The sequence below is a fragment of the Enterobacter cloacae complex sp. SHL018 genome (assembly GCF_049237905.1).
GTDB classification, from domain to species: Bacteria; Pseudomonadota; Gammaproteobacteria; order Enterobacterales; family Enterobacteriaceae; genus Enterobacter; species Enterobacter hormaechei_C.
The window spans coordinates 1,276,867-1,299,462 of the sequence record NZ_JBMKJE010000001.1; the positions used below are offsets into that span (position 1 = coordinate 1,276,867).

Sequence of the window (22,596 nt, forward strand, 5' to 3'; positions counted from 1 at the left end):
ATCTCACAAAAACAGACTCATAGAGTAGGCAATTACCCCGGTAATTATAGTTTTTAACATTAAGTTTACTTGTTAAAAACAGTGTGATTACAGGAGCAGGTTATGACAGTACCCGTACAACATCCTATGTATATTGATGGACAGTTTGTTGCCTGGCAGGGTGATGCATGGATTGACGTGATCAATCCGGCCACGGAAGAGGTCATTTCCCGTATTCCCGATGGCAGCGCCGAGGACGCCCGCAAGGCCATTGACGCGGCAGATCGCGCGCAGGCTGGCTGGGAGGCGCTGCCTGCTATTGAACGCGCCTGCTGGCTACGCAAAATTTCCGCCGGGATCCGCGAGCGCGTCAGTGAAATCAGTGCGCTGATTGTGGCCGAAGGCGGCAAGATCCAGCAGCTGGCGGAAGTGGAAGTGAACTTTACCGCTGACTATATCGACTATATGGCCGAGTGGGCGCGCCGTTATGAAGGGGAAATCATTCAGAGCGACCGTCCGGGCGAAAATATTCTGGTGTTTAAGCGTGCCCTGGGCGTCACCACCGGCATTCTGCCGTGGAACTTCCCCTTCTTCCTGATTGCCCGTAAGCTCGCTCCCGCGCTGCTCACCGGTAACACCATCGTTATCAAGCCGAGCGAATTTACCCCAAACAACGCCATTGCGTTTGCCAAAATCGTCGATGAGATTGGCCTGCCGAAAGGCGTCTTTAACCTTGTGCTGGGCCGGGGTGAAACCGTCGGACAGGAGCTGGCCGGGAACCCGAAAGTGGCGATGGTCAGCATGACCGGCAGCGTCGGTGCAGGTGAAAAGATCATGGCTGCGGCGGCGAAAAACATCACCAAAGTGGGGCTGGAGCTGGGCGGTAAAGCCCCGGCCATCGTGATGGACGATGCCGACCTCGAGCTGGCCGTGAAGGCCATTGTGGATTCACGCGTCATCAATACCGGACAGGTGTGTAACTGCGCGGAACGTGTCTATGTCCAGAAGGGGATCTACGACCGCTTTGTGAATCGTCTGGGCGAGGCAATGAAAGCCGTCCAGTTTGGCAATCCGGCTGAGCGAACGGATATTGCCATGGGGCCGCTGATCAACGCCGCCGCGCTGGAGCGCGTGGAGCAGAAGGTGGCGCGCGCGGTGCAGGAGGGGGCTAAAGTGGTCCTTGGCGGTAAAGCGGCAGAAGGCAAAGGGTATTTTTATCCCCCAACGCTGCTGCTGGACGTACGTCAGGATATGGCCATCATGCACGAAGAGACCTTTGGCCCGGTGCTGCCGGTGGTGGCTTTCGACACCCTGGAAGAGGCGCTGAAAATGGCCAACGACAGCGACTACGGTTTAACCTCGTCTGTTTATACGCAGGACCTGAACGTCGCCATGAAAGCCATTAAGGGGCTTAAGTTCGGCGAGACCTACATTAACCGTGAAAACTTTGAAGCGATGCAGGGCTTCCATGCAGGCTGGCGTAAATCCGGTATCGGCGGGGCGGATGGCAAACACGGTCTGAATGAGTATTTGCAGACGCAGGTGGTCTATTTGCAGTCGTAATCAGGAGCCCCCTCCATGCGAGGGGGTTCACATTTTCAGGAAAGGTGGTTATGTTGGCGCGATAATGATTCTTTATCGGGAAACAACATGCGCACAAAATATACGGGTCTGCAAATCAGCATTCACTGGCTGGTTTTTCTGTTAGTCATTATGGCCTATTGCGCCATGGAGTTCAGAGGGTGGTTCCCAAGAACCGATCGTCCGCTTATTAATATGATCCACGTTTCCTGCGGGATCAGCATCCTGGTGCTGATGGTGGCGCGCCTGCTTATCCGCCTCAAATTCCCGGCTCCGCCTATTCAACCGAAACCAAAAGCGATGATCACCGGGCTGTCCCATCTCGGGCATCTGGTAATCTACCTGCTGTTCATTGCGCTGCCGCTGATCGGTATGGTGATGATGTATAACCGGGGAAATGACTGGTTTGCGTTTGGCCTGACGATGCCGCATGCGGCGGAGGGGAATTTTGACCTGGTGGATACCCTAAAGGAGTGGCACGTAACGCTGGCGAATCTGGGGTATTTCGTGATTGGTTTGCACGCCTTTGCCGCGCTGATGCATCACTACTTCTGGAAGGACAACACGCTGCTGCGCATGATGCCGAAAAAGCGTCAGTAACCGATAATGCCCTGCTAACCCGCAGGGCATTTTTTTGCGGCTTATTGCAGTTGCGCGCGTTCCTGCGCCGTTAAGTCAAGTTCCAGAGTTGAACCCGTTTCCGAAGATTTTACCGCCGCTTCCAGCACCGCCATCACCGCCAGGGCTTCCACCGGATGGACCGGGTTGTCAATCTTGCCGTTCAGGGCATCGCGCACGTTTATATAGTACTGCCGCTGGTCGCCTTTTGGCGCAGGGATAGCGCTGGCTTCACCCTGGGCATTAAACAGCACCATAGCGTCGCTGTCTTCACCCCAGCTTTCGCTACCCGGAACGACGCCTGCCAGCAGCTGGGCTTCCTGCTGATCGATGTGCGCTTTCACCACGCTGGCCTTATCGCCGTGGACGGTAAAGCGGGCAACGCCACCCGCCACCAGCATGCTGCAATGGAGGACCACTTTGTGTTCCGGATAATTCAGCACCACGTGCGCCCAGTCGTTAATCTCCGCGCCGTCACGCAGGGTGGCGATGTTGCCCTGTACCGACTGCGGCAGACCAAAAAGCTGTAGCGTCTGGTCAATCATATGCGGGCCTAAGTCGAACCACAGGCCGCTGCCGGGCACGTTTTGCTCTCTCCAGCGCACGCGAACCTCCGGACGGAAACGATCGATATGCGACTCAAAATGTTTCACCTTACCGATACGGCCTTGCTCAATCACCTGCTTAATGCCGAGAAAATCGCTATCCCAGCGGCGGTTATGGAAGACCGAGAGCAGGCGCTGTTTTTCTTGCGCAAGCGCAATCAGATCTCGCGCTTCCTGCATATCCAGCGTAAACGGCTTATCCACTACCACATGCTTGCCGGCATTGAGCGCCAGGGTGGCCAGCGGCGCATGGGTCGCGTTAGGGGAGGCGATAACCACCAGGTCGATATCCGGGTGCTGAATGGCCTCTTCCGGCGTGGCGACAACGAGGACGTCCGGCAGGTCGCGTTTCACTTTCTCTTCATCCCGGGATGAGACCACCGCCAGCTTCAGGCCTTCGACGGACTGGATCAGCGGGGCATGGAACGTCTTACCTACAAAACCATACCCGATCAGCGCAATATTCATTGTCTTCACTTTATTCATGACCTTCTCCACGTTAATGCGCGCCAACGGTAACCTGCAAGGCGCTATGGTCCCCGAGCTCTGCCCAGGGACGATCTAAAAACAGTTGATGAATCTCGGATAACCCTGACACCAGATACGGTTCGCACTGGTTGAGTTTTAGATGGTCGGCGACTACCCAGTGCGCCTGGCTTGCGGCCAGCATGGCACGCTTCACTTCGGCATCCGCCTCCTGACTGGCGCTCAATCCGAGTTCGGCATGGATGGCGCATGCGCCAAGGATGGCAATATCCGCCCGGTAGCGAGAGAGCAGGGAAAGGGTGGCGCTTCCGGCAAACAGGCGTTGTTTCTGATCCCACTTTCCACCGAGCAGGATCAGGTCAATATCTTCCCGATCGCTAACCTGCTGGGCGATATCAAGAGAAGGGGTGATGATGGTCAGCGGCCCCTGAAGGAAAGAGGCAACGGCCAGCAGTGTGCTTCCGGCGTCCAGAAAAAGCGTCGAGCCCGCAGGCACGCATTGCGCAACCTGTTTACCCAGCCGCTGCTTAATTTCAGGGAGCAAGCTATTCCTGCTTACTCGGGTCATCGTCGAGAGATTCAGCGCGATGGCGCCGCCATGGTTTTTTTGTGCCAGTCCCTGTTTTTCCAGGTCGGTCAGATCGCGACGGATGGTGTCCGCCGAAACCTGCAATCGCTCTGCCAGCTCGGTAATGCTGGCCTGGCCTTGCTCAGTAATGATATCAAGCACATATTTCTGTCTGGCGGTTTTATGCATGGGGCAGTATCCTGCAAAATGTCGCAATAAATCGCAGTTTACAGCATTTTGCAGGAAAGGGAATCGCGACAGGTGCGGGATGTTATCCAAAAACAGTTTAATGATGTGATTATTGATATCGCATTAATCAGTCATCAAAAACATGTATGTATCTTTTAGGTATGTTGTTATCGCTATGTTTTACTTGAAAATTTGGCTTAAGCTGCCGGATTATTGGCTCTAACCAGAATGTTTAACTAATTTGTAATTATAAATTAGTGTATATATCTATGAGTTTTTATTTTTAAAGTAAAATAATTCAATTTTATTCGGTGTATTACTTAAGTTGACATTTCTTTGAAAATCTTTGTGTCTGATTCGGGGTGAAATTAACGCAAAAATGTACACCGGGGCATTTTAGAATTTTCTTTATATTACAGGGGGTTTATTTGTTTCATCTGAAAGGCCTTTTATAACGTTTTGTCCAGAAACCCCATCTTTTTCTTATTTGTAACACCGCATTAACATTGCGGGTGTGGTTGCTCATATCACATTTTGTTATGCTGCGAATCAATAAATATTTAAGTAAATTCTTAAAAGAAAAAAAGAGATTGAACGGCTCTCATCTCAATTGAAATGGGCTTGGGGAACTATTACCCAAATTAATCGAGAAGAGGTGAGGGATTTCTGAAGAATTATTTGTACCTCTTCCTGGGTATTTATTTGGCTATCACCTGGAGTCGGGGGATATTATGAAGATGAAATGCAATAACAGGTTGCTCAGATTATCTGTCTCCCTGACCTTAATTTCGCTGGTGGTGACTGCGGCTAATGCAAATAACGGCCAGACGGGGATATCTCCCGTTGCGGCAATGACGATGAAAGAAAGTATTCTTTTCGCTCTCGATCGCGACCCCTCGGTGAGCCAGCAGGCTGCGCAACTGGGGATCGGCCAGGCACAAATAGACGAAGCGCGCAGTGGCTGGATGCCACAAATAGCCCTGAACGGGAGTACGGGTCACAGCCAGACCACCGATTCAAGCGGTTCGTTGCGAAATTCCGCAGCCTGGGGCCTGAGCCTGACGCAGCTGGTGTACGATTTTGGCAAGACCAATAACAGCATCAGCCAGTCTTCAGCTCAGCGTGACAGCTATCGCTACCAGCTGATGAGCACGATGTCTGCCGTCGCGGAAAAAACGGCCCTCAGCTATGTGGAAGTAAAACGCTACAGCGATCTGTTGCAGGCGGCAAAAGAGAACGTGCAGGCGCTTAAAAACGTTGAGCAGCTGGCAAAACTCCGCGCCGATGCTGGCGTAAGCTCCACCTCTGATGAGCTTCAGACCCGCACCCGTATCGCCGGGATGCAGGCGACGGTAGAGCAGTATAATGCGTCTCTGAACAGCGCCCGCGCGCGGCTGGCGGTATTAACTGGCATACAGGCTGAACGCTATTCACCGGTTCCGGGAGGTCTGGCCGTGGAGCCGGATTCTCTCAATCGGATTGATTATTCACTGATCCCAACGGTGATGGCCGCGCAGAACATGGAGCGTTCAGCCCAGTACGGCGTAGAAACCGCCAGGTCTCAGCACTGGCCGACCTTAAGCCTGAAAGGGGGCCGCACCCGCTATGAGTCTGATAATCGCGCGTACTGGGATGATCAGATCCAGCTCAATATTGACGCACCGCTTTATCAGGGCGGCGCGGTCTCGGCGCGCGTCCGTCAGGCCGAGGGCGCAAGGGCAATGGCATCGTCCCAGGTCGATCAGGCCCGTTTTGATGTCCTGCAAAAAGCCTCCGTCGCACAGGCCGACTGGACCGGGGCGCGTGGACGAATGGAAGCCGGGAAGCGTCAGCTGGAAAATGCGTTGCGCGCCCGCGATGTCTACAAAAATGAATATACCCTGAGCAAGCGCAGCATTAACGATCTGCTCAGCGTGGAGCAGGATGTCTGGTCTGCCACCTCAGCGAAAATAATGGCTGAATACGATGGCTGGAGTGCGGCGATTAATTACGCCTCTGCGGTGGATAATCTCTTGCCGCTTATCGGAATAGAGAAAAACGCTGCCGCGAAATTACCTGATTTAAGTTAAAAAAAGGCGCGCCTTTCTGCGCGAAATAAGTCAGACAATAATGGGTGATTTTTCCCAAGGATAGCTACATCCCTCTGGTGGACATATCCACAGGAATACGCGCACCTGCAAGGAGAAGAATATGAGTACCGCAAAAGTTGTTGATGTCATCATTCGCAAAACGGCAGAGAAGACGAAATTAACCGGAGAGGGGAATCTCTCGGTCTCTATTTCCTCACCGAGCGTGATTGAAATTCAGGGTTCTGCTCAGGACGTGGTGCGTTATGTCCGCCAGGGGAATGACCTCCTCATTTATATGAAAGATGGCAGCGTGATCCGCTGCAATAATTATTTTGTCGAAGACACGGAAACCCATAATCATTCCGAGCTGGTATTTAACGATAACCAGGCGTTGACGCATATTTCATTTGCCGATGCCGGGGAAGCATCAGGCGTTGCCGCCACCGAATTAACCGCCCAGGCTGCACCCATTAGCAGCATTGAACCTTTCCTGGAGCAGGCAAGCGTCTTAAGCGATGCGCCGTGGGGCTGGATTGCCGGTGCGGCGTTAGGGGGCGGTGCGATCGGCGCACTGCTGGCTCACGGCGGCGATGGCGAAACCAAAACCAGGGTTATTGATAATACAAAAGAAGTCGAAAGCGCCACGCCGACATTTTTGCTGACGGACAACGCGGGTGACAAGCAGGGCGTGCTGAGTGCAAAAGAGGTCACGGATGACAACACCCCAACCTTCAGCGGTACCGGGCAGCCGGGCGCGACCATTCAGGTTAAAGACGGCAACGGCAGCACCATCGCCAGCACCATGGTTGCGAAGGACGGCACCTGGACGGTAACACTCCCGACCCAGGCGGACGGGGAACATACCTGGTCCGTCGTACAGATCGACGGCAGTAAAACGACCTCTGCGGGCAGTATTACCGTAACCATTTCTACAGCGGATACCAGCGTGACGCTCGCCACCACGGCGGGCGATAACGTGATCAACGCCAGCGAGCAGGCCGCTGGCTTTACGCTGTCCGGCACCAGCAAAAACCTGGCGCAGGGAACGGCGCTTACCGTCACGCTCAACGGTAAAACCTATACCGCAGAAGTGGGGGCAAACGGCGCATGGAGCGTGAAGGTCCCTGCTGCCGACGCACAGGCGCTGGGCGATGGTACCTGGACGGTCAACGTCAGCGGAAAAGACGCGGCGGGCAACACCGTGTCCGGCAGCCAGACGATTGGCGTGGATACCTCCTCGCCAGTGATCTCTGTCGACACGATCGCCCAGGACAACATCATCAACGCGGCTGAACATAATCAGCCGCTGACGCTGACCGGGAAAACCGATGCGGAAGCGGGCCAGATTGTGACGGTCACGCTAAACGGCAAAAATCACACGGCGACCGTGGGCAGCGACGGCAGCTGGTCCGTTACGCTTCCGGCCAGTGAAGTACAGGCGCTGGCTAACGGCGAGCACACCCTGACGGTAAACGTCAGCGACAAAGCGGGTAACGGGTCATCCACCACCGCCGATTTCACGGTCGATACCGCAGCGCCAGTGGTCACTATCAACACCGTCGCGGGCGACGACATTCTGAACACCAGCGAGCAGGGGCAGGCGCAGATTATTTCCGGCCAGGCGAACGGCGCGGCGGAGGGCGACGTTGTCACCGTGACCGTTGGCGGCAAGACCTTTACCGGTGCCGTCCAGGCGGACGGCAGCTGGAGCGTCGGCGTGCCTGCCTCCGTCATTGGCGCGCTGGGGGAAGGTAGCCACAGCATTTCGGTCTCCGTGACCGATGCGGCGGGCAACACCGGCAGCGCGACGCACGGCATTACGCTGAGCGGCAACCCGCCGGAATTTACCCTTGACCCCATCAGCCAGGATAACGTCCTGAATGCGCAGGAGGCCATGCAGCCCCTGAGCCTGAGCGGGACCAGTAATCTGCCGAACGGCAGCGCTGTCACCGTGACGCTGAACAACGTTAACTATCAGGCCACCGTTGAGAACGGTCGCTGGTCCGTTCAGGTGCCGGTTTCCGACGTGCTGGATCTGGCGAATACCCTTTACACCGTCAGCGTCAGCGGCACCGACAGCGTGGGTAACAGCGGCTCCGCCGAGGCGAATCTGCTGGTAGACACCGTGCTGCCGCAGGTGATCGTCAACACCTTTGCCGGGGATAACCTGGTCAATAACGCCGAAGCGGCGGTTGACCAAACCCTCAGTGGACGCGTCACCGGCGCGGCGGCGGGCGATACCGTCTCTGTCACCGTGGGCGGCAAGAGCTACACCGCGACGGTTGGCAGCGACCTCAAATGGAGCGTGACGATCCCATCGGCCGACCTCCAGGCGTTTGGCGACGGCGATTTAACCTTCAGCGCCTCTGTCACCAATGCGCACGGCAATACCGGCACCGGCGAACGTGATATCAACATCAACGCCGAACTGCCGGGCCTGCGCGTGAACACGATCTCTGGCGATGACGTGATTAACGCCATCGAGCAGCAGCAGGATCTGGCCGTAACCGGCTCCAGCACTCATCTGGCCGAAGGCACACAGATCACCGTTACCATCAATAATGTCGAATACGTCACCACGGTTAACGCCAGCGGCAACTGGCAGATTGGCGTGCCGGCGGCGGACCTTCAGGCATGGACGGCGGGAGGCATGACCGTCAGCGTCAGCGCGGAAGATGCCTGGGGCAACACCGTGGCGGCTGAACACCCGATCGAGCTTGACCTGAATGCGGTGGCCGTCACCATCGATACCGTAACCACTGACGATATGCTCAACGCGGCGGAAAAAGGCGCGGATGTCACGCTTTCTGGTCAGACGCAGGGCGTGGAGGCCGGGCAGACCGTGGTGGTGAAATTCGCGGATCAAACCTTTACTGCACAGGTGCAGCAGGACGGCTCCTGGCACCTGACCGTTCCGGCGAGCGCGATGGAAACGCTGATCGACGGGCGTGCGCAGGTGAGCGTCAGCGTGACTAACGTCAACGGCAACAGCGCGGACGCCTCACGCGTGGTGATCGTCGATACGCAGCCGCCAGCCATTACGCTTGATAACCTGACCGACGACAACATCATTAATGCGGCAGAAGCGCAGCAGGATCTGGTGCTCAGCGGCAGCACAACCGCTGAAACGGGCCAGACGGTCACCGTGACGCTGAACGGTAAATCTTACCAGACCACGGTACAGGCGGACGGTCGCTGGCAGCTGAACGTGCCTGCCGCCGACGTAGGCGCGCTGACCGATGGCAATGTCACCGTGACGGCCACCGTCAGTGACGTGGCGGGCAACAGCAGCAGCGCGGACCGCGTTGGGCTGGTGGATGCCACCGTGCCGCAGGTGACCATCAACGATTTCGTCACCGACACCAACACCGTTAACCAGCTGGCCCATGCTCAGGCGCAGATCCTGAGCGGCTCCGTCACCGGCGCGGCGGCGGGCGATTTGGTCACCATCACCATCAATAACGTGGACTACACCACCGTGGTGGATGCGGCAGGCAACTGGAGCCTCGGCCTGCCTGCGTCCGTCGTTCAGGGGCTGACGGACGGCACCTGGACCATTAACGTCTCCGTGACCGACCAATCCGGCAACACCGGCAGCAGTTCAGTGGATGTGGTGGTCAATACTGTGACGCCCGTTATCGGTATTAACACGCTGGCCGCGGATGACGTGATCAATGCGGCAGAGAAGGGCGAAGATCTGCTGCTTTCCGGTACCAGCAACCAGCCGGAAGGAACCACCATCACCGTTAATCTGAACGGTATCAACTACACCGCCACCACCGACGCCAGCGGCAACTGGAGCGTTACCGTCCCCGCCTCTGCGGTGAGCGCGCTGGGTGAAGCCAATTACACCGTGACGGCGAGCGTCACCGATAATGTGGGCAACAGCGCCGCTGCCACGCACGATGTACTGGTGGACAGCTCGCTGCCGGTTGTTACCCTCAACAACTTCGCGGGCGACAATATCGTCAACGCGGCGGAAGTGGCCGCAGGGCAAACCCTGACCGGAAAGGTTTCTAACGCGGCATCGGGCGATACCGTCACGATTATCCTCGGCGGGCAGACATACACGGCCACCGTACAGGACGATCTCACCTGGAGCCTGCCGTTAACCCAGAGTCAGTTAACCGCGCTCGGCAACGGCGACCTGACCGTATCGGCCAGCGTGACGAACGCGCACGGCAATACCGGATCGTCTTCCCTGGATGTCACCATTGACGCCCAGCTGCCCGGCCTGCGCATTGATACCGTCGCCGGTGACGACGTCATTAACGTTATTGAACACGCGCAGAACCTGGTTATCTCCGGCACCAGCACCGACCTGGCGGCGGGTAGCACCGTCACCGTGACCATCAACGGCAAGAGTTATTCCGCCTCGGTACTGGCGGATGGCACCTGGCAGGCTGCGGTTCCGGCTGCCGACGTCTCCCGGTGGGCGGACGGGTCGCTCATCATCAGCGCCAGCGCGCAGGATACCTCCGGCAACCCGGTGAATATCGGTACCGTTGTGGATGTCGATCTCGCCCCGGTGGCGATAAGCATCAACAGCGTGACGGACGACAACGTGCTTAACGCGGCAGAAAAAGGCCAGGATCTGGTGCTGTCCGGCTCCTCCTCGAACGTTGAAGCGGGCCAGACCGTTACCATTATCTTTGCGGGTAAAACCTGGACCACGACGGTCGATGCCAACGGCGACTGGACCTGCACCGTACCGGCTGCCGATCTGAGCGGCCTGAAGGACGGCGACGCCAGCGTACAGGTCAGCGTCACCAACGTGAACGGCAACGCAGCCTCTTCCTCGCAGGCATTCAGCGTCGATACCGCCGCGCCAGCGGTCACCATCAACACCATCAGCGGCGACAATATGCTGAATGCGGCAGAGGCGGCGCAGGATCTGACCCTGAGCGGAACATCTACTGCCGAAGCAGGCCAGACGGTCACCGTGACCTTCAACGGCAATCAGTACACCGCCCAGGTGCAGGCGAACGGTAACTGGACGCTGGACGTTCCGGCGGCGGATATGGCAGGCATCACCGACGGCAGCGCGGCGGTCACGGTGACCGTGTCCGATAAAGCGGGCAACCCGGCCAGCGCGGGGGCGTCCGTGCTGGTCGACACTACCGTGCCGCAGATTACCTTCAACATTGTGGCGGGCGACGACATTGTTAATATTGCCGAGCACGGCCAGGCGCTGATTGTCACCGGCAAGGTGACGGGCGCGCAGGCGGGCGATGTGATTACCCTGAGCCTGAACGGGAAAGACTACACCGCGATGCTGGATGCGTCCGGCAACTGGAGCGTGGGCGTTCCGGCGGCGGACGTGGGCGCGCTGGCTAACGGCGATCAGACGATCTCCGCCACACTCACCGATAAAGCGGGCAACAGCACCAGCGCGACGCACGCGTTTGACGTCTCCCTGACCACGCCGGTGATTGCCATCAATACCCTGGCGGTTGACGACGTGATCAACGCGACCGAAAAAGGCCAGGACCTGTTGATCTCCGGCACCAGCAACCAGCCGGACGGGACCCGCATCACCGTAACCCTGAACGGTATCAGTTACGCCGCCACCACCGATGCCAGCGGTAACTGGAGCGTCACCGTTTCGGCGGCAAACGTCTCGGTACTGGGCGAAGCGAGCTACAGCGTGACGGCCAGCGTGACCGATACCGCGGGTAATAGCGCGAATACCAGCCATAGCGTGCTGGTCGACAGCGCGCTGCCGCAGGTCACCATTAATGCGGTTGCCACCGACGACGTGATTAACGCGGCGGAAGTGGCTTCCGGACAAACCCTGAGCGGGAAAGTGAGCGGCGCGGCGAGCGGTGACACTGTCACGATCGGTATCGGGGGCAACACCTATACCGCGACGGTTCAGGACGACCTGAGCTGGTCGGTTAACGTGGCGTCTGACGTCTTAACCGCTATCGGTAACGGCGATCTCACCGTAACAGCGAGCGTGACCAATGGCCACGGCAACACCGGCACCGGCGAACGCGACATCACGATTGATGCCAGCCTGCCGGGCCTGCGCGTGGATACCGTAGCAGGCGACGATGTGATCAACAGCATCGAACATGGTCAAAACCTGATTATCACCGGCTCCAGCGACGGGCTGGCGAGCGGATCGGCGCTGACGGTCACCGTCAACGGCAAAATCTACGCGGCAACCGTGCTGGCGGACGGCACCTGGACGGCGGCTATTCCGGCGGCGGACGTCGGCGCGCTGAGCGCAGGCACGATCACCGTGACCGTTGACGGCCAGAGCGCGGCGGGTAACCCGGTTTCCATCAGCCACGACGTGAAAGTGGATCTGGCGGCAGTCGCCATCAGCATTAATCCGATTGCTTCTGACGACGTAATCAACGCGGCTGAGAAAGGCGCGGATCTGGTGCTGTCTGGCTCGACCACCAACGTGGAAGAAAACCAGACCGTTACCATCACCTTCGGCGGCAAGTTGTACACCGCGACGGTGGATGCCAGCGGCAACTGGACGGCGACCGTACCGTCTGCCGATTTGGGCGGACTGAAAGACGGCGACGCCAGCGTGCAGGTCAGCGTCACCAACGTGAACGGCAACAGCGCCTCGGCGGGCCGCGAGTACAGCGTGGACGCCACCGCGCCGACGGTGTCCATCGAGATCGTCAGCGACAACAACATCATCAACGCGGCCGAAGCGCAGCAGGATCTGGTCATTAACGGTGTCTCCAACGCCGAAGCGGGCCAGACCGTGACCGTGACGCTGAACGGCGTGGACTACACCACCACCGTACAGGCGAACGGCAGCTGGAGCGTCACCGTACCGTCTGCGGATATCGGCGCGATTACCGACGGCGATTACACCATCACGGCAGCCGTCGCGGATAAGGCGGGTAACCCGGCCTCGGCGGACCGCGATGTGCTGGTGGATACCACGGTGCCACAGCTGACCATTAACACCGTTTCCGACGACGACGTGATTAACAGCGCCGAGCATGCGCAGGCGCTGATTGTCACCGGTTCCGTGACCGGTGCGGCGGCGGGCGACGTGGTGACCGTCACCATCAATAACAAAGATTACACCGCGACCCTGGACACTTCCGGCAGGTGGAGCGTGGGCGTGCCTGCGGCGGACGTGAGTGCCCTGGCCGCCGGGGATTACACCATCACCGCGGCGCTGACCGATAAAGCCGGAAACAGCAACAGCACAACGCACGAGGTTGAAGTCAACCTCACCGCGCCGGTGCTGACCATTGACACCGTGTCCGGTGACGATGTGATCAACAGCAGCGAGAAAACGCAGGATCTGACCATCACAGGTACGGCTTCCGGGCTGGCAGCGGGCGCGGTGGTCACCGTGATGCTCAACGGCAAAGCGTACAGCGCCACGGTGGACACCAATGGCCAATGGACCACAACCGTTCCGGCGAGCGAGGTGGGGCAACTGGGTGAAGCGCTTTACACCGTGTCGGCCTCCGCGACGGACAGCGTCGGCAACAGCTCCAGCACCTCGCACACCGTGAACGTGGAATCCGTGCTGCCTGGCGTCATCATCAACACCGTGGCGGGCGACGACGTGATCAACGCAGCGGAGCTGGCAACCGGCCAGACCATTAGCGGCACAGTGGTGAATGCCGAAGCGGGCAACACCGTGACTGTGTCTGTTGGCGGCCACAGCTACACCGCAACGGTACAGGACAATCTCACCTGGTCCGTCAGCGTACCGGAATCTGTGCTCACCGCGCTGGGCAATGGCGATCTGACTGTGACCGCCAGCGTCACGAACGGCGTGGGCAACAGCGGCAGCGGCGAGCGCGATATCACTATCGACGCGAATCTGCCGGGCCTGCGCGTGGACACCGTAGCGGGCGATGACGTGATTAACAGCATCGAACACGGGCAGAATCTGATTATCACGGGTTCAAGCGACGGCCTGACGGCGGGTACGGCGCTGACCGTCACCGTAAACGGTAAAACCTATCCGGCTACCGTGCTGGCAGACGGCACCTGGAGCGCGGCGATCCCTTCTGCGGACGTGAGTGCCCTTGCCGCAGGCACGGTCACCGTGAACGTTGAAGGCCAGAGCAGCGCGGGCAATCCGGTGACTATCAACCATGATGTGACGGTGGATCTGGCAAACGTCGCCATCAGCATTGACGCCATCGCTTCCGATGACGTGATCAACGCCGCCGAGAGGGGTGCGGATCTGGTGCTCTCCGGCACCACCTCGAACGTCGAAGAAAACCAGATCGTCACCATCACCTTCGGCGGCAAGAACTACACCGCCACGGTGGACGCTGAGGGTAAATGGACCGCCACGGTGCCGTCTGCGGATCTGACCGGTCTGAAAGACGGCGACGCCAGCGTGCAGGTCAGCGTCACCAACGTGAACGGTAACAGCGCGTCTGCGGGACGCGAGTACAGCGTGGATGCTACCGCGCCGTCCGTGACCATCAACACGATTGCCACCGACGATATCCTGAACGCCTCAGAAGCGCAGTCCGACCTGGCAATCTCTGGCACCAGCACCGCCGAAGCAGGCCAGACGGTGACCGTATCGCTGAACGGCAAAGATTACACCACAACCGTCAGCGCGAACGGCAGCTGGACGCTGAACGTGCCGGCAGCTGACCTTGCAGGATTAACCGACGGCAGCGTCACCGTGACCGCGGCCGTCAGCGACAAGGCGGGTAACCCGACGTCGGTGGACCACACCCTGACGGTGGACGTCACCGTTCCGGCAGTGACCATCCACACCGTGGCAGGCGACGACGTGATTAACGTGGCTGAACACAATCAGGCGCAGATTATCAGCGGCTCCGCCACCGGCGCGGCGGCGGGCGACACCGTCACCGTCACCATCGGCGGCCAGTCGTACACCACCGTGCTGGATGCGGCGGGTAACTGGAGCGTGGGCGTTCCGGCGAATGTGATTTCAGGCCTCAGCGACGGCAGCGTGACCGTCACTGCGTCAGTCACCGACGCGGCGGGCAATACCGGCAGCGGCACGCATAATGTGACCGTCGATACCGGTCTGCCGTCGGTCAGCTTCAACGCCATCAGCGATGACAACGTCCTGAACGCCGTTGAAAAAGGCCAGGATCTGAGCGTCAGCGGCACCAGCGCCAACCTGGCGGAAGGCACCGTGGTTACCGTGACCCTGAACGGTAAAAACTACACGGCGACAACTGCGGCAGACGGCACCTGGAGCCTGACGGTTCCGGCTGCGGATCTGGCCGGTCTCGGTCAGGCCAGTTACACCCTGAACGCGACGGCCACCAACGGCGTTGGCAACAGCGTGAGCAGTTCTGCGAACCTGCTTGTCGACACCGCGCTGCCAACCGTCACCATCAACACCGTGGCGGGGGACAACGTCATCAACGCGGCGGAAGTGGCCGCAGGCCAGACCATTACCGGTAAGGTGGCGAACGCGGACATCGGTAACACCGTGACGGTGAACATCGGCGGCAACACCTATACCGCGACGGTGCAGAGCGATCTGACCTGGTCCGTTAACGTGCCGGAATCCGTCCTGACCGCGCTGGGCAATGGCGATTTAACGGTGTCAGCAACCGTCACTAATGACCATGGCAATACGGGAACGGGCGAGCGCGATATCACTATCGACGCCAGCCTGCCGGGCCTGCGCGTGGATACCGTCGCGGGCGACGATGTGATTAACAGCATCGAGCATGGACAGAACCTGATTGTCACCGGCTCCAGCGACGGACTGGCGGCAGGCACTACGCTCACCGTGACCGTCAATGGCAAAACCTATGCGGCCTCCGTGCTGGCAGACGGTACCTGGAGCGCGGCGATCCCGGCAGCAGACGTCGGGGCCCTGGCTGCGGGCACGGTTACCGTGACCGTTGCAGGCCAGAGCGCGGCGGGCAATCCGGTCTCTATCAGCCACGACGTCACCGTCGATCTGGCAGCCGTGGCGATCAGCATTGATGCCATCGCCACCGACGACGTGATTAACGCGGCGGAGAAAGGTGCGGATCTGGTGCTGTCCGGCAGCACCTCCAATGTGGAAGAGAACCAGACCGTGACCATCACCTTTGGCGGCAAGTCTTACACCGCCAAAGTCGATGCCGACGGCAACTGGACGGCCACCGTGCCTTCCTCGGATCTTGCGGGTCTGAAAGACGGCGACGCCAGCGTGCAGGTGAGCGTGACCAATGTGAACGGCAACAGCGCGTCTGCGGGCCGGGAGTACAGCGTGGATGCCACGGCGCCAACCGTGACCATTGACACGGTAGCCGGCGACAACGTGATCAACGGCAGCGAAGCGGCTGCGGGCGTGGCCATTTCCGGCACCACCACGGCTGAAGTCGGTCAGACGGTAACCGTTAACCTCGGTGGAAACAGCTATACCGCACAGGTTCAGCAGGGCGGCGTCTGGAGCATTAACGTGCCGGCCGCCGATCTGTCCACTCTGGCGGATAACGGCTACACCGTGCAGGTGAGCGTGAGTGACGCCGCGGGTAACCCGGGCAGCGCGGGCAAAGCGATTACGCTCGATACCACGCCGCCGACCGTCAGCTTTAACGTCGTGGCGGGCGATGACGTCATCAACAGCGTTGAGCACGGGCAGGCGCAGGTCGTCAGCGGCACCGCAACCGGCGCCAGCGTCGGCGATAAGCTGGTCATCACGATAGGTTCGAACCAGTACACCACCACCGTTGACGCCAGTGGCAAATGGAGCGTGGGCGTTCCTGCCAGCGACATTTCTGCCCTGACCGACGGCACCGTGACCCTCAGCGCGACAATCACCGACAGCGCGGGAAACAGCAGCACCCAGACCCATGACGTGGTGGTAAATACCGCATCGGTCGCGCTGACCGTCAACACCCTCAGCGGCGATGACGTGATCAATGCGGCAGAAGCGGGGGCGTCGCTGGTCATCAACGGCTCCAGCGCGCAGTTTGCTAACGGCACGCAGGTCACTATCACCCTGAATGGTAAGAGCTATACGGCCACTATCCAGAGCGATGGCTCCTGGACAACCACCGTACCGGCCGCCGACGTGGGCACCCTGGCCGACGGCGCGAGCTACCAGGTTTCTGTTTCGGCGCAGGACAGCGCCGGGAACAGCGCCTCGGCGACGCACACCATCAGCGTGGACACCACCGCGCCGGTGATTAGCGTGAACACGTTGTCGGGCGACGATGTGCTGAATGCGGCGGAAGCCCAGCAGCCGCTCACCGTACACGGCTCTTCCAGCGCGGAAGCAGGCCAGACGGTGACCGTCACGCTGGGCGGGAAAACCTACACTGCGCTTGTGGCAAACGACGGCACCTGGACGCTCGACGTCCCGGCCGCCGATCTTGCCAACCTGAGCGAAGGCGCGCTGACGGTCACCGCGTCGGTGAACGACAAGGCGGGTAATAACGGCCAGACGACGCATACCTTAACGGTCGATACCGTCGCGCCAGCCGTGACCATCAGCACCGTGGCCGATGACGATATCGTCAACAACGCCGAGCAGCTGGCGGGACAGACCATCAGCGGGACCACCACCGCGGAGCAGGGCCAGACGGTGACCGTTTCCTTCAACGGCCACAGCTATCAGGCGACCGTGGCGGCGAATGGCTCCTGGTCCGTCTTCGTGCCGGGACGCGACTTCCTCGGACTGAGCGACGGGGATTACACCATTACGGCTACGGTGAGCGATAAGGCAGGTAACCCGGGCAGCGCAACGCACGACGTGACGCTGAACGGCGACGTGCCGACCATCGCCATTAACACCTTTGCGCAGGATGATATCGTCAACGCCGCCGAGCACGGCACGCCGCTGGTTATCAGCGGCACCACCGATGCGCCAACGGGCCAGACGGTGACCATTACGCTTAACGGTAAAACCTACACGGCTACCGTTCAAAATGACGGCACCTGGAGCTATACGGTCGGCAGCGCAGACGTGACCGCGCTGGCAGACGGCGGTTCGTACGTGATTAACGCGCAGGTGAGCAACGCCATCGGCAACAGCGCCAGCGATAACCACACCGTCACCGTGGATCTCACCGCACCGTCGATGGGGATCAGCATTGATTCCCTGCAAAACGATACCGGCCTCAGCGCGAATGACTTCATCACCAACGACAGCCAGATGGTGGTCAACGGTTCCCTGACCGCGCAGCTCGGCAATAACGAGAAGGCGCAGATCAGTCTTGACGGCGGTACCACCTGGATTGATCTGACCGTCACCGGCACCACCTGGCGCTACACCGATGGCCGCACCCTGACCGACGGTACGTACCAGTACCAGGTGCGCGTGATCGACAATGCGGGCAACGTTGGGGCAACGGACAGCCAGGACGTGGTAATCGATCTGACCAAGCCTGCGGCGGCGACCATTACCGTGGATTCCGTCTCGCAGGATACCGGCCTGTCAGACAGCGACTTCATTACCAGCGACAACCAGATCAGCCTGAAAGGGACGCTCGGCGCGGCCCTGGGCAGCGGCGACCACGCTCAGATCAGCCTCGACGGTGGCGCAACCTGGACTGACGTGAGCGTCAGCGGCCTGAGCTGGACCTACGTTGACGGCCGCACGCTGGCCGACGGAGACTACAACTATCAGCTGCGGGTGATTGACGACGCGGGGAATATCAGCGCCACTACCAGCCAGGTGGTGACCATTGATACCGTCGCGCCGGACGCCAGCAAAACGATCGCTATCGACAGCATCAGCGACGATACCGGCCTGAGCAGCAGCGACTTTATCACCAATGATACCTCCCTGACGCTGCACGGCTCGCTCGGCGCAACGCTGGCCGACGGCGAATATGCCCAGATCAGCATCGACGGCGGGGTCACCTGGCAGAACGTGATCGTCACTGGCAACAGCTGGTACTACGTGGACGGCCGCACGCTGGGTAACCAGACCTATGACTACTACGTTCGCGTAGTGGATGCGGCGGGCAACGTGGGTGCCAGCGCTCATCAGCAGGTGACGGTCGATACGGTCGCGCCGGATGCGGCGATTACGGTGACCGTGGATAACATCACCGTCGATACCGGCTTCGACAATAACGACTTCCTGACCAGTTCGACCTCGTACACGCTCAACGGGACGCTCGGGGCCGAACTCGGGGCCGGTGAGTATGTACAGGTGAGCATGGATGGCGGCACCACCTGGGTTTACGCCACGGTAAGCGGCACCCGGTGGAGTTATAACGACACCCGCACCCTGGCCGACGGCGACTACCGCTATCAGGTGCGGGTTGTCGATCAGGCGGGCAACGTCGGGGCCACCACCACGCAGGGCGTGACGGTGGATACCCAGGCGCCGCAGTACGGCATCACCATTGACAGCATCAGCGAAGATACCGGGCAGTCCGGAAGTGATTTCATCACCATGGACACCTCGCTGACGATCAACGGCTCGTTGGGCAGCGCGCTGGCCAGCGACGAGCGCGTACAGATCAGCCTCGACGGCGGTAATACCTGGATTGAGACTACCGTCACTAACCAGCGCTGGAGCTATACGGATACCCGCGATCTGGCGGACGGGGATTACACCTACCAGGTGCGGATCATCGACCAGGCGGGCAACGTCGGCTCAACCTCTTCGCAGGTGGTAACGGTTGATACCACGCCGCCTGACACGGTGGGAACGGTGGTCAGCTATACCGACGGGGAAGGTGAACGTACAGGCACGTACGGCGCATCAGTCGCGACGGACGATACCTCGCCGCTGATCAACGGTACGCTTAACCGCGCTCCGGAAGATGGCGAAATCGTGCAGCTTTACCGGGACGGGATCTTGCTGGGTCAGGTCACGATGAACGGCAGCGCAAGCTGGTCCTATCAGGACAACGGCCTGCTCGACGGGAATCACACCTACATTCTGCGCGTCACCGACAAAGCCGGTAACTACACGGAATCGGATGGCTTTGTGCTGAACGTCGATACCAGCATCCCGACCACCACCGCGGCGATTACTGCCCAGACCACCTCGGATACCACGCCGATTGTCAGCGGTACGGTCTCCGCAGACCTGGTGAACGGTGAATATCTGGTGGTGACGGTGAACGGGAAAACCTACACCTCCCAGACCGGCGGTGCGGTGGTCGTCGACCCGGATCACAATACCTGGTATCTACAGATCCCGGACAGCGATGCCCTGAGTGTGGCGAGTTACGACGTAACCGCGCAGGTGAAGAGTAGCGCGGGCAACGGTAACACCACCGGTACGGCAACCGGTAGCCTGGTGATCGATACCACCTCGGTGAATACCGACTGGGCGACCACTGCGGGGAACAGCAACAACTCAACCATGACTCTCGGCATGAACAGCAGCGGGCTGTGGAATATCATTGCTAATGGACAGTCTTATTCCAGCAGCGATGATTCAACCTATGCCGGGAATACGTTAACTAACACCCGTAGCTACTATGTGGTGAGCCAGACGGCAGCTGACTTTGACCGTAACGGCACGCAGGATATCTTTGCGACGGAGAACACCTACGCGGGCTCTACGCAGGTGATGTGGACCTACGATGGCAGCAGCTACACCGCCAGCCAGCTGGCGATGGGAACCACCATCTGGTACGGCGGCGTAATTGCCTACGACAAAACCGGCGATGGCTATCTTGATCTGGCGTACGGCGATGCCGGTATGGACTCCCTGACCTACCTGGTGAATACCAACGGCGTTCTGTCGCCGGACGGCACCGGCGGGGAAGGTGGATTCTACGGCCAGTTCGATTCCGGGCGTGAAATCTCCGGCGTCGACCTGAACAACGACGGTACCGTGGACATCGTGCAGCACACCAACCGCAGCGGGGCGTACTCGCTCACCGTGATTAACAACAACGGGAACGGTACGCTTTCCATTGGCCAGAACCTGACCAACGTGTTTGTGGCCAACGCCTCGAATACCACCACGGCGGCCTCCATGACGTGGGCGGACTTTAACGGCGATGGCTACATGGATCTGTACCTCGGCAGCAGCTACAACAACAACGGCGGGGTGATTTACTACAACGACGGTACCGGGCAGCTTTCCACGACCAAAAGCGCGGTGGAAGCCTCTAACGCCACGGCGGGCTATCTGTCGGTGGCGGTAGACTGGAACGGTGACGGGCAGATGGACATCATCAAGCTCAGCACCTACGGCAGCTCACAGACGGCGACCCTGTTCACCAACAACGGCTATGGCTCAACCTGGACTTCAAGCCAGCTGGCTTCTGGGCTGGCCAACGTCACCGGTGTCGCCGCGGTGGACTACAACTGGGACGGTGCGCAGGATCTGCTGGTGTCTCAGCAGAACGGTAAGGTGGTGCTGGTGCAGAACAATGCGGAGATCGCTGACGGTACCGCGATGCATCTGCACATTGTCGATAGCGAAGGCATCAACGCGTACTACGGCAATACGGTCAATCTGTATAACGCTGCGGGCGTGCTGGTGGCCTCGCAGATCATCAACGCTCAGTCCGGCATTGGCTCGAACGATACCTCTGCGCTGGTGAGTTTCTACGGGCTGGATCCGAACGAAACCTACTCGGCGGAGATCGTGAAGATCACCAACGGCGTCTCGGATAACGTCACCTGGACCGGCCTGGACGCGGGCAACGGCAAAGAGGGTTATGTTCTCACCGCCGAAGCGGCCACCGGCGGCCACAGCGGAACCATTACCGGTACCGGCTATAACGACACCTTTATCGCAGAGGATGGTACCTATACCTATAACGGCTCCGGCGGCTGGAATACCCATTCCGACTACGACACCTGGAGCAATACCGGCGGCATGGACGTGGTGGATTATCGTAATGCCACCTCTGGGATAACCGTTGATTTGCGCCTCTCAACGGCGCAGGACACCGGATTCGGTACCACGCGGTTGTTGAATATTGAAGGGATTAACGGCTCCGACTATGACGACGTGATCACCGGCAACAGCGGTGATAACCAGTTCGAAGGCCGGGGCGGGAACGACACCTTCAACATCGGCAGCGGCGGTCACGATACGTTGCTCTATAAGCTGATCAACGCGTCTGACGCGACGGGCGGCAACGGTAGCGATGTGGTGAACGGCTTTACCGTCGGCACCTGGGAAGGGACGGCGGATACGGACCGTATCGATCTGCGCGACCTGCTTTCCGACAGCGGCTATACCGGCACCGGCTCGGCGAGCTACGTGAACGGCGTGGCGACGCTGGACAGCAGCGCGGGCAACATCGCCGACTACATCCGCGTTGTGCAAAACGGCAGCAACACCGAGATCCAGGTTGACCTGGACGGGACGGGCGGTCAGTTCACGCCCACCACGCTGGTAACGCTGAACGGCGTGCAGACGGATCTGGCGACGCTGTTGGCCAATCATCAACTGTTAATTGCGTAAAACAACGCCGCGGGGAGCGATCCTCGCGGCCTTTTGCGTTTCTTTACACGAATAGCCATAACCCTATATTTCACAAGATTATTTTGCGGGCTCGTTTAGACAGTGTTCGATTTCTAATCATCCCGGAAAGGTATCATTTCAGTGCGAAATCATCGCCCTGAACAGGACGTA

At 59.3% G+C, this 22,596-nt stretch carries 6 protein-coding genes; 4 read left to right on the forward strand and 2 right to left on the reverse strand.

Annotated elements, in window-relative coordinates; translation table 11 throughout:
- Positions 1–102 precede the first annotated feature (102 nt).
- Both aldA and cybB read left to right on the forward strand, forming a co-directional pair.
- Positions 103–1,542: an aldehyde dehydrogenase gene (gene aldA / locus ACOTY5_RS06280; protein WP_045141528.1), complete on the forward strand. Its 1,440-nt coding sequence runs from the start codon at positions 103–105 to the stop codon at positions 1,540–1,542.
- A gap of 87 nt (positions 1,543–1,629) precedes the next feature.
- On the forward strand, positions 1,630–2,160 hold the full coding sequence (gene cybB / locus ACOTY5_RS06285) for a cytochrome b561 (RefSeq protein WP_015570570.1): 531 nt from the start codon (positions 1,630–1,632) through the stop codon (positions 2,158–2,160).
- Between the two features lie 41 nt (positions 2,161–2,201).
- On the opposite strand, the gene ACOTY5_RS06290 is transcribed toward cybB, so the two are convergent.
- Both ACOTY5_RS06290 and ACOTY5_RS06295 read right to left on the reverse strand, forming a co-directional pair.
- Positions 2,202–3,269, reverse strand: a complete 1,068-nt coding sequence (locus ACOTY5_RS06290; protein WP_032619707.1) for an oxidoreductase — start codon at positions 3,267–3,269, stop codon at positions 2,202–2,204.
- Positions 3,270–3,282: 13 nt separating this feature from the next.
- Entirely contained in the window at positions 3,283–4,026 is a 744-nt protein-coding gene (locus ACOTY5_RS06295; RefSeq protein WP_015570569.1) for a DeoR/GlpR family DNA-binding transcription regulator, read from the reverse strand.
- 731 nt (positions 4,027–4,757) lie between these two features.
- On the opposite strand from ACOTY5_RS06295, the gene ACOTY5_RS06300 reads away from it, so the two are divergent.
- Entirely contained in the window at positions 4,758–6,095 is a 1,338-nt protein-coding gene (locus ACOTY5_RS06300) for a TolC family outer membrane protein (RefSeq protein ID WP_032619706.1), read from the forward strand.
- Between the two features lie 121 nt (positions 6,096–6,216).
- Complete coding sequence (locus ACOTY5_RS06305) at positions 6,217–22,425, forward strand: Ig-like domain-containing protein (protein WP_421631862.1); 16,209 nt, start codon at positions 6,217–6,219, stop codon at positions 22,423–22,425.
- Positions 22,426–22,596: the final 171 nt, after the last annotated feature.

Coding starts and splice junctions, on each gene's coding strand:
- aldA (WP_045141528.1), top strand. CDS start 103: ATGACAGTACCCGTACAACATCCTATGTATATTGATGGACAGTTTGTT.
- cybB (WP_015570570.1), top strand. CDS start 1,630: ATGCGCACAAAATATACGGGTCTGCAAATCAGCATTCACTGGCTGGTT.
- ACOTY5_RS06290 (WP_032619707.1), bottom strand. CDS start 3,269: ATGAATAAAGTGAAGACAATGAATATTGCGCTGATCGGGTATGGTTTT.
- ACOTY5_RS06295 (WP_015570569.1), bottom strand. CDS start 4,026: ATGCATAAAACCGCCAGACAGAAATATGTGCTTGATATCATTACTGAG.
- ACOTY5_RS06300 (WP_032619706.1), top strand. CDS start 4,758: ATGAAGATGAAATGCAATAACAGGTTGCTCAGATTATCTGTCTCCCTG.
- ACOTY5_RS06305 (WP_421631862.1), top strand. CDS start 6,217: ATGAGTACCGCAAAAGTTGTTGATGTCATCATTCGCAAAACGGCAGAG.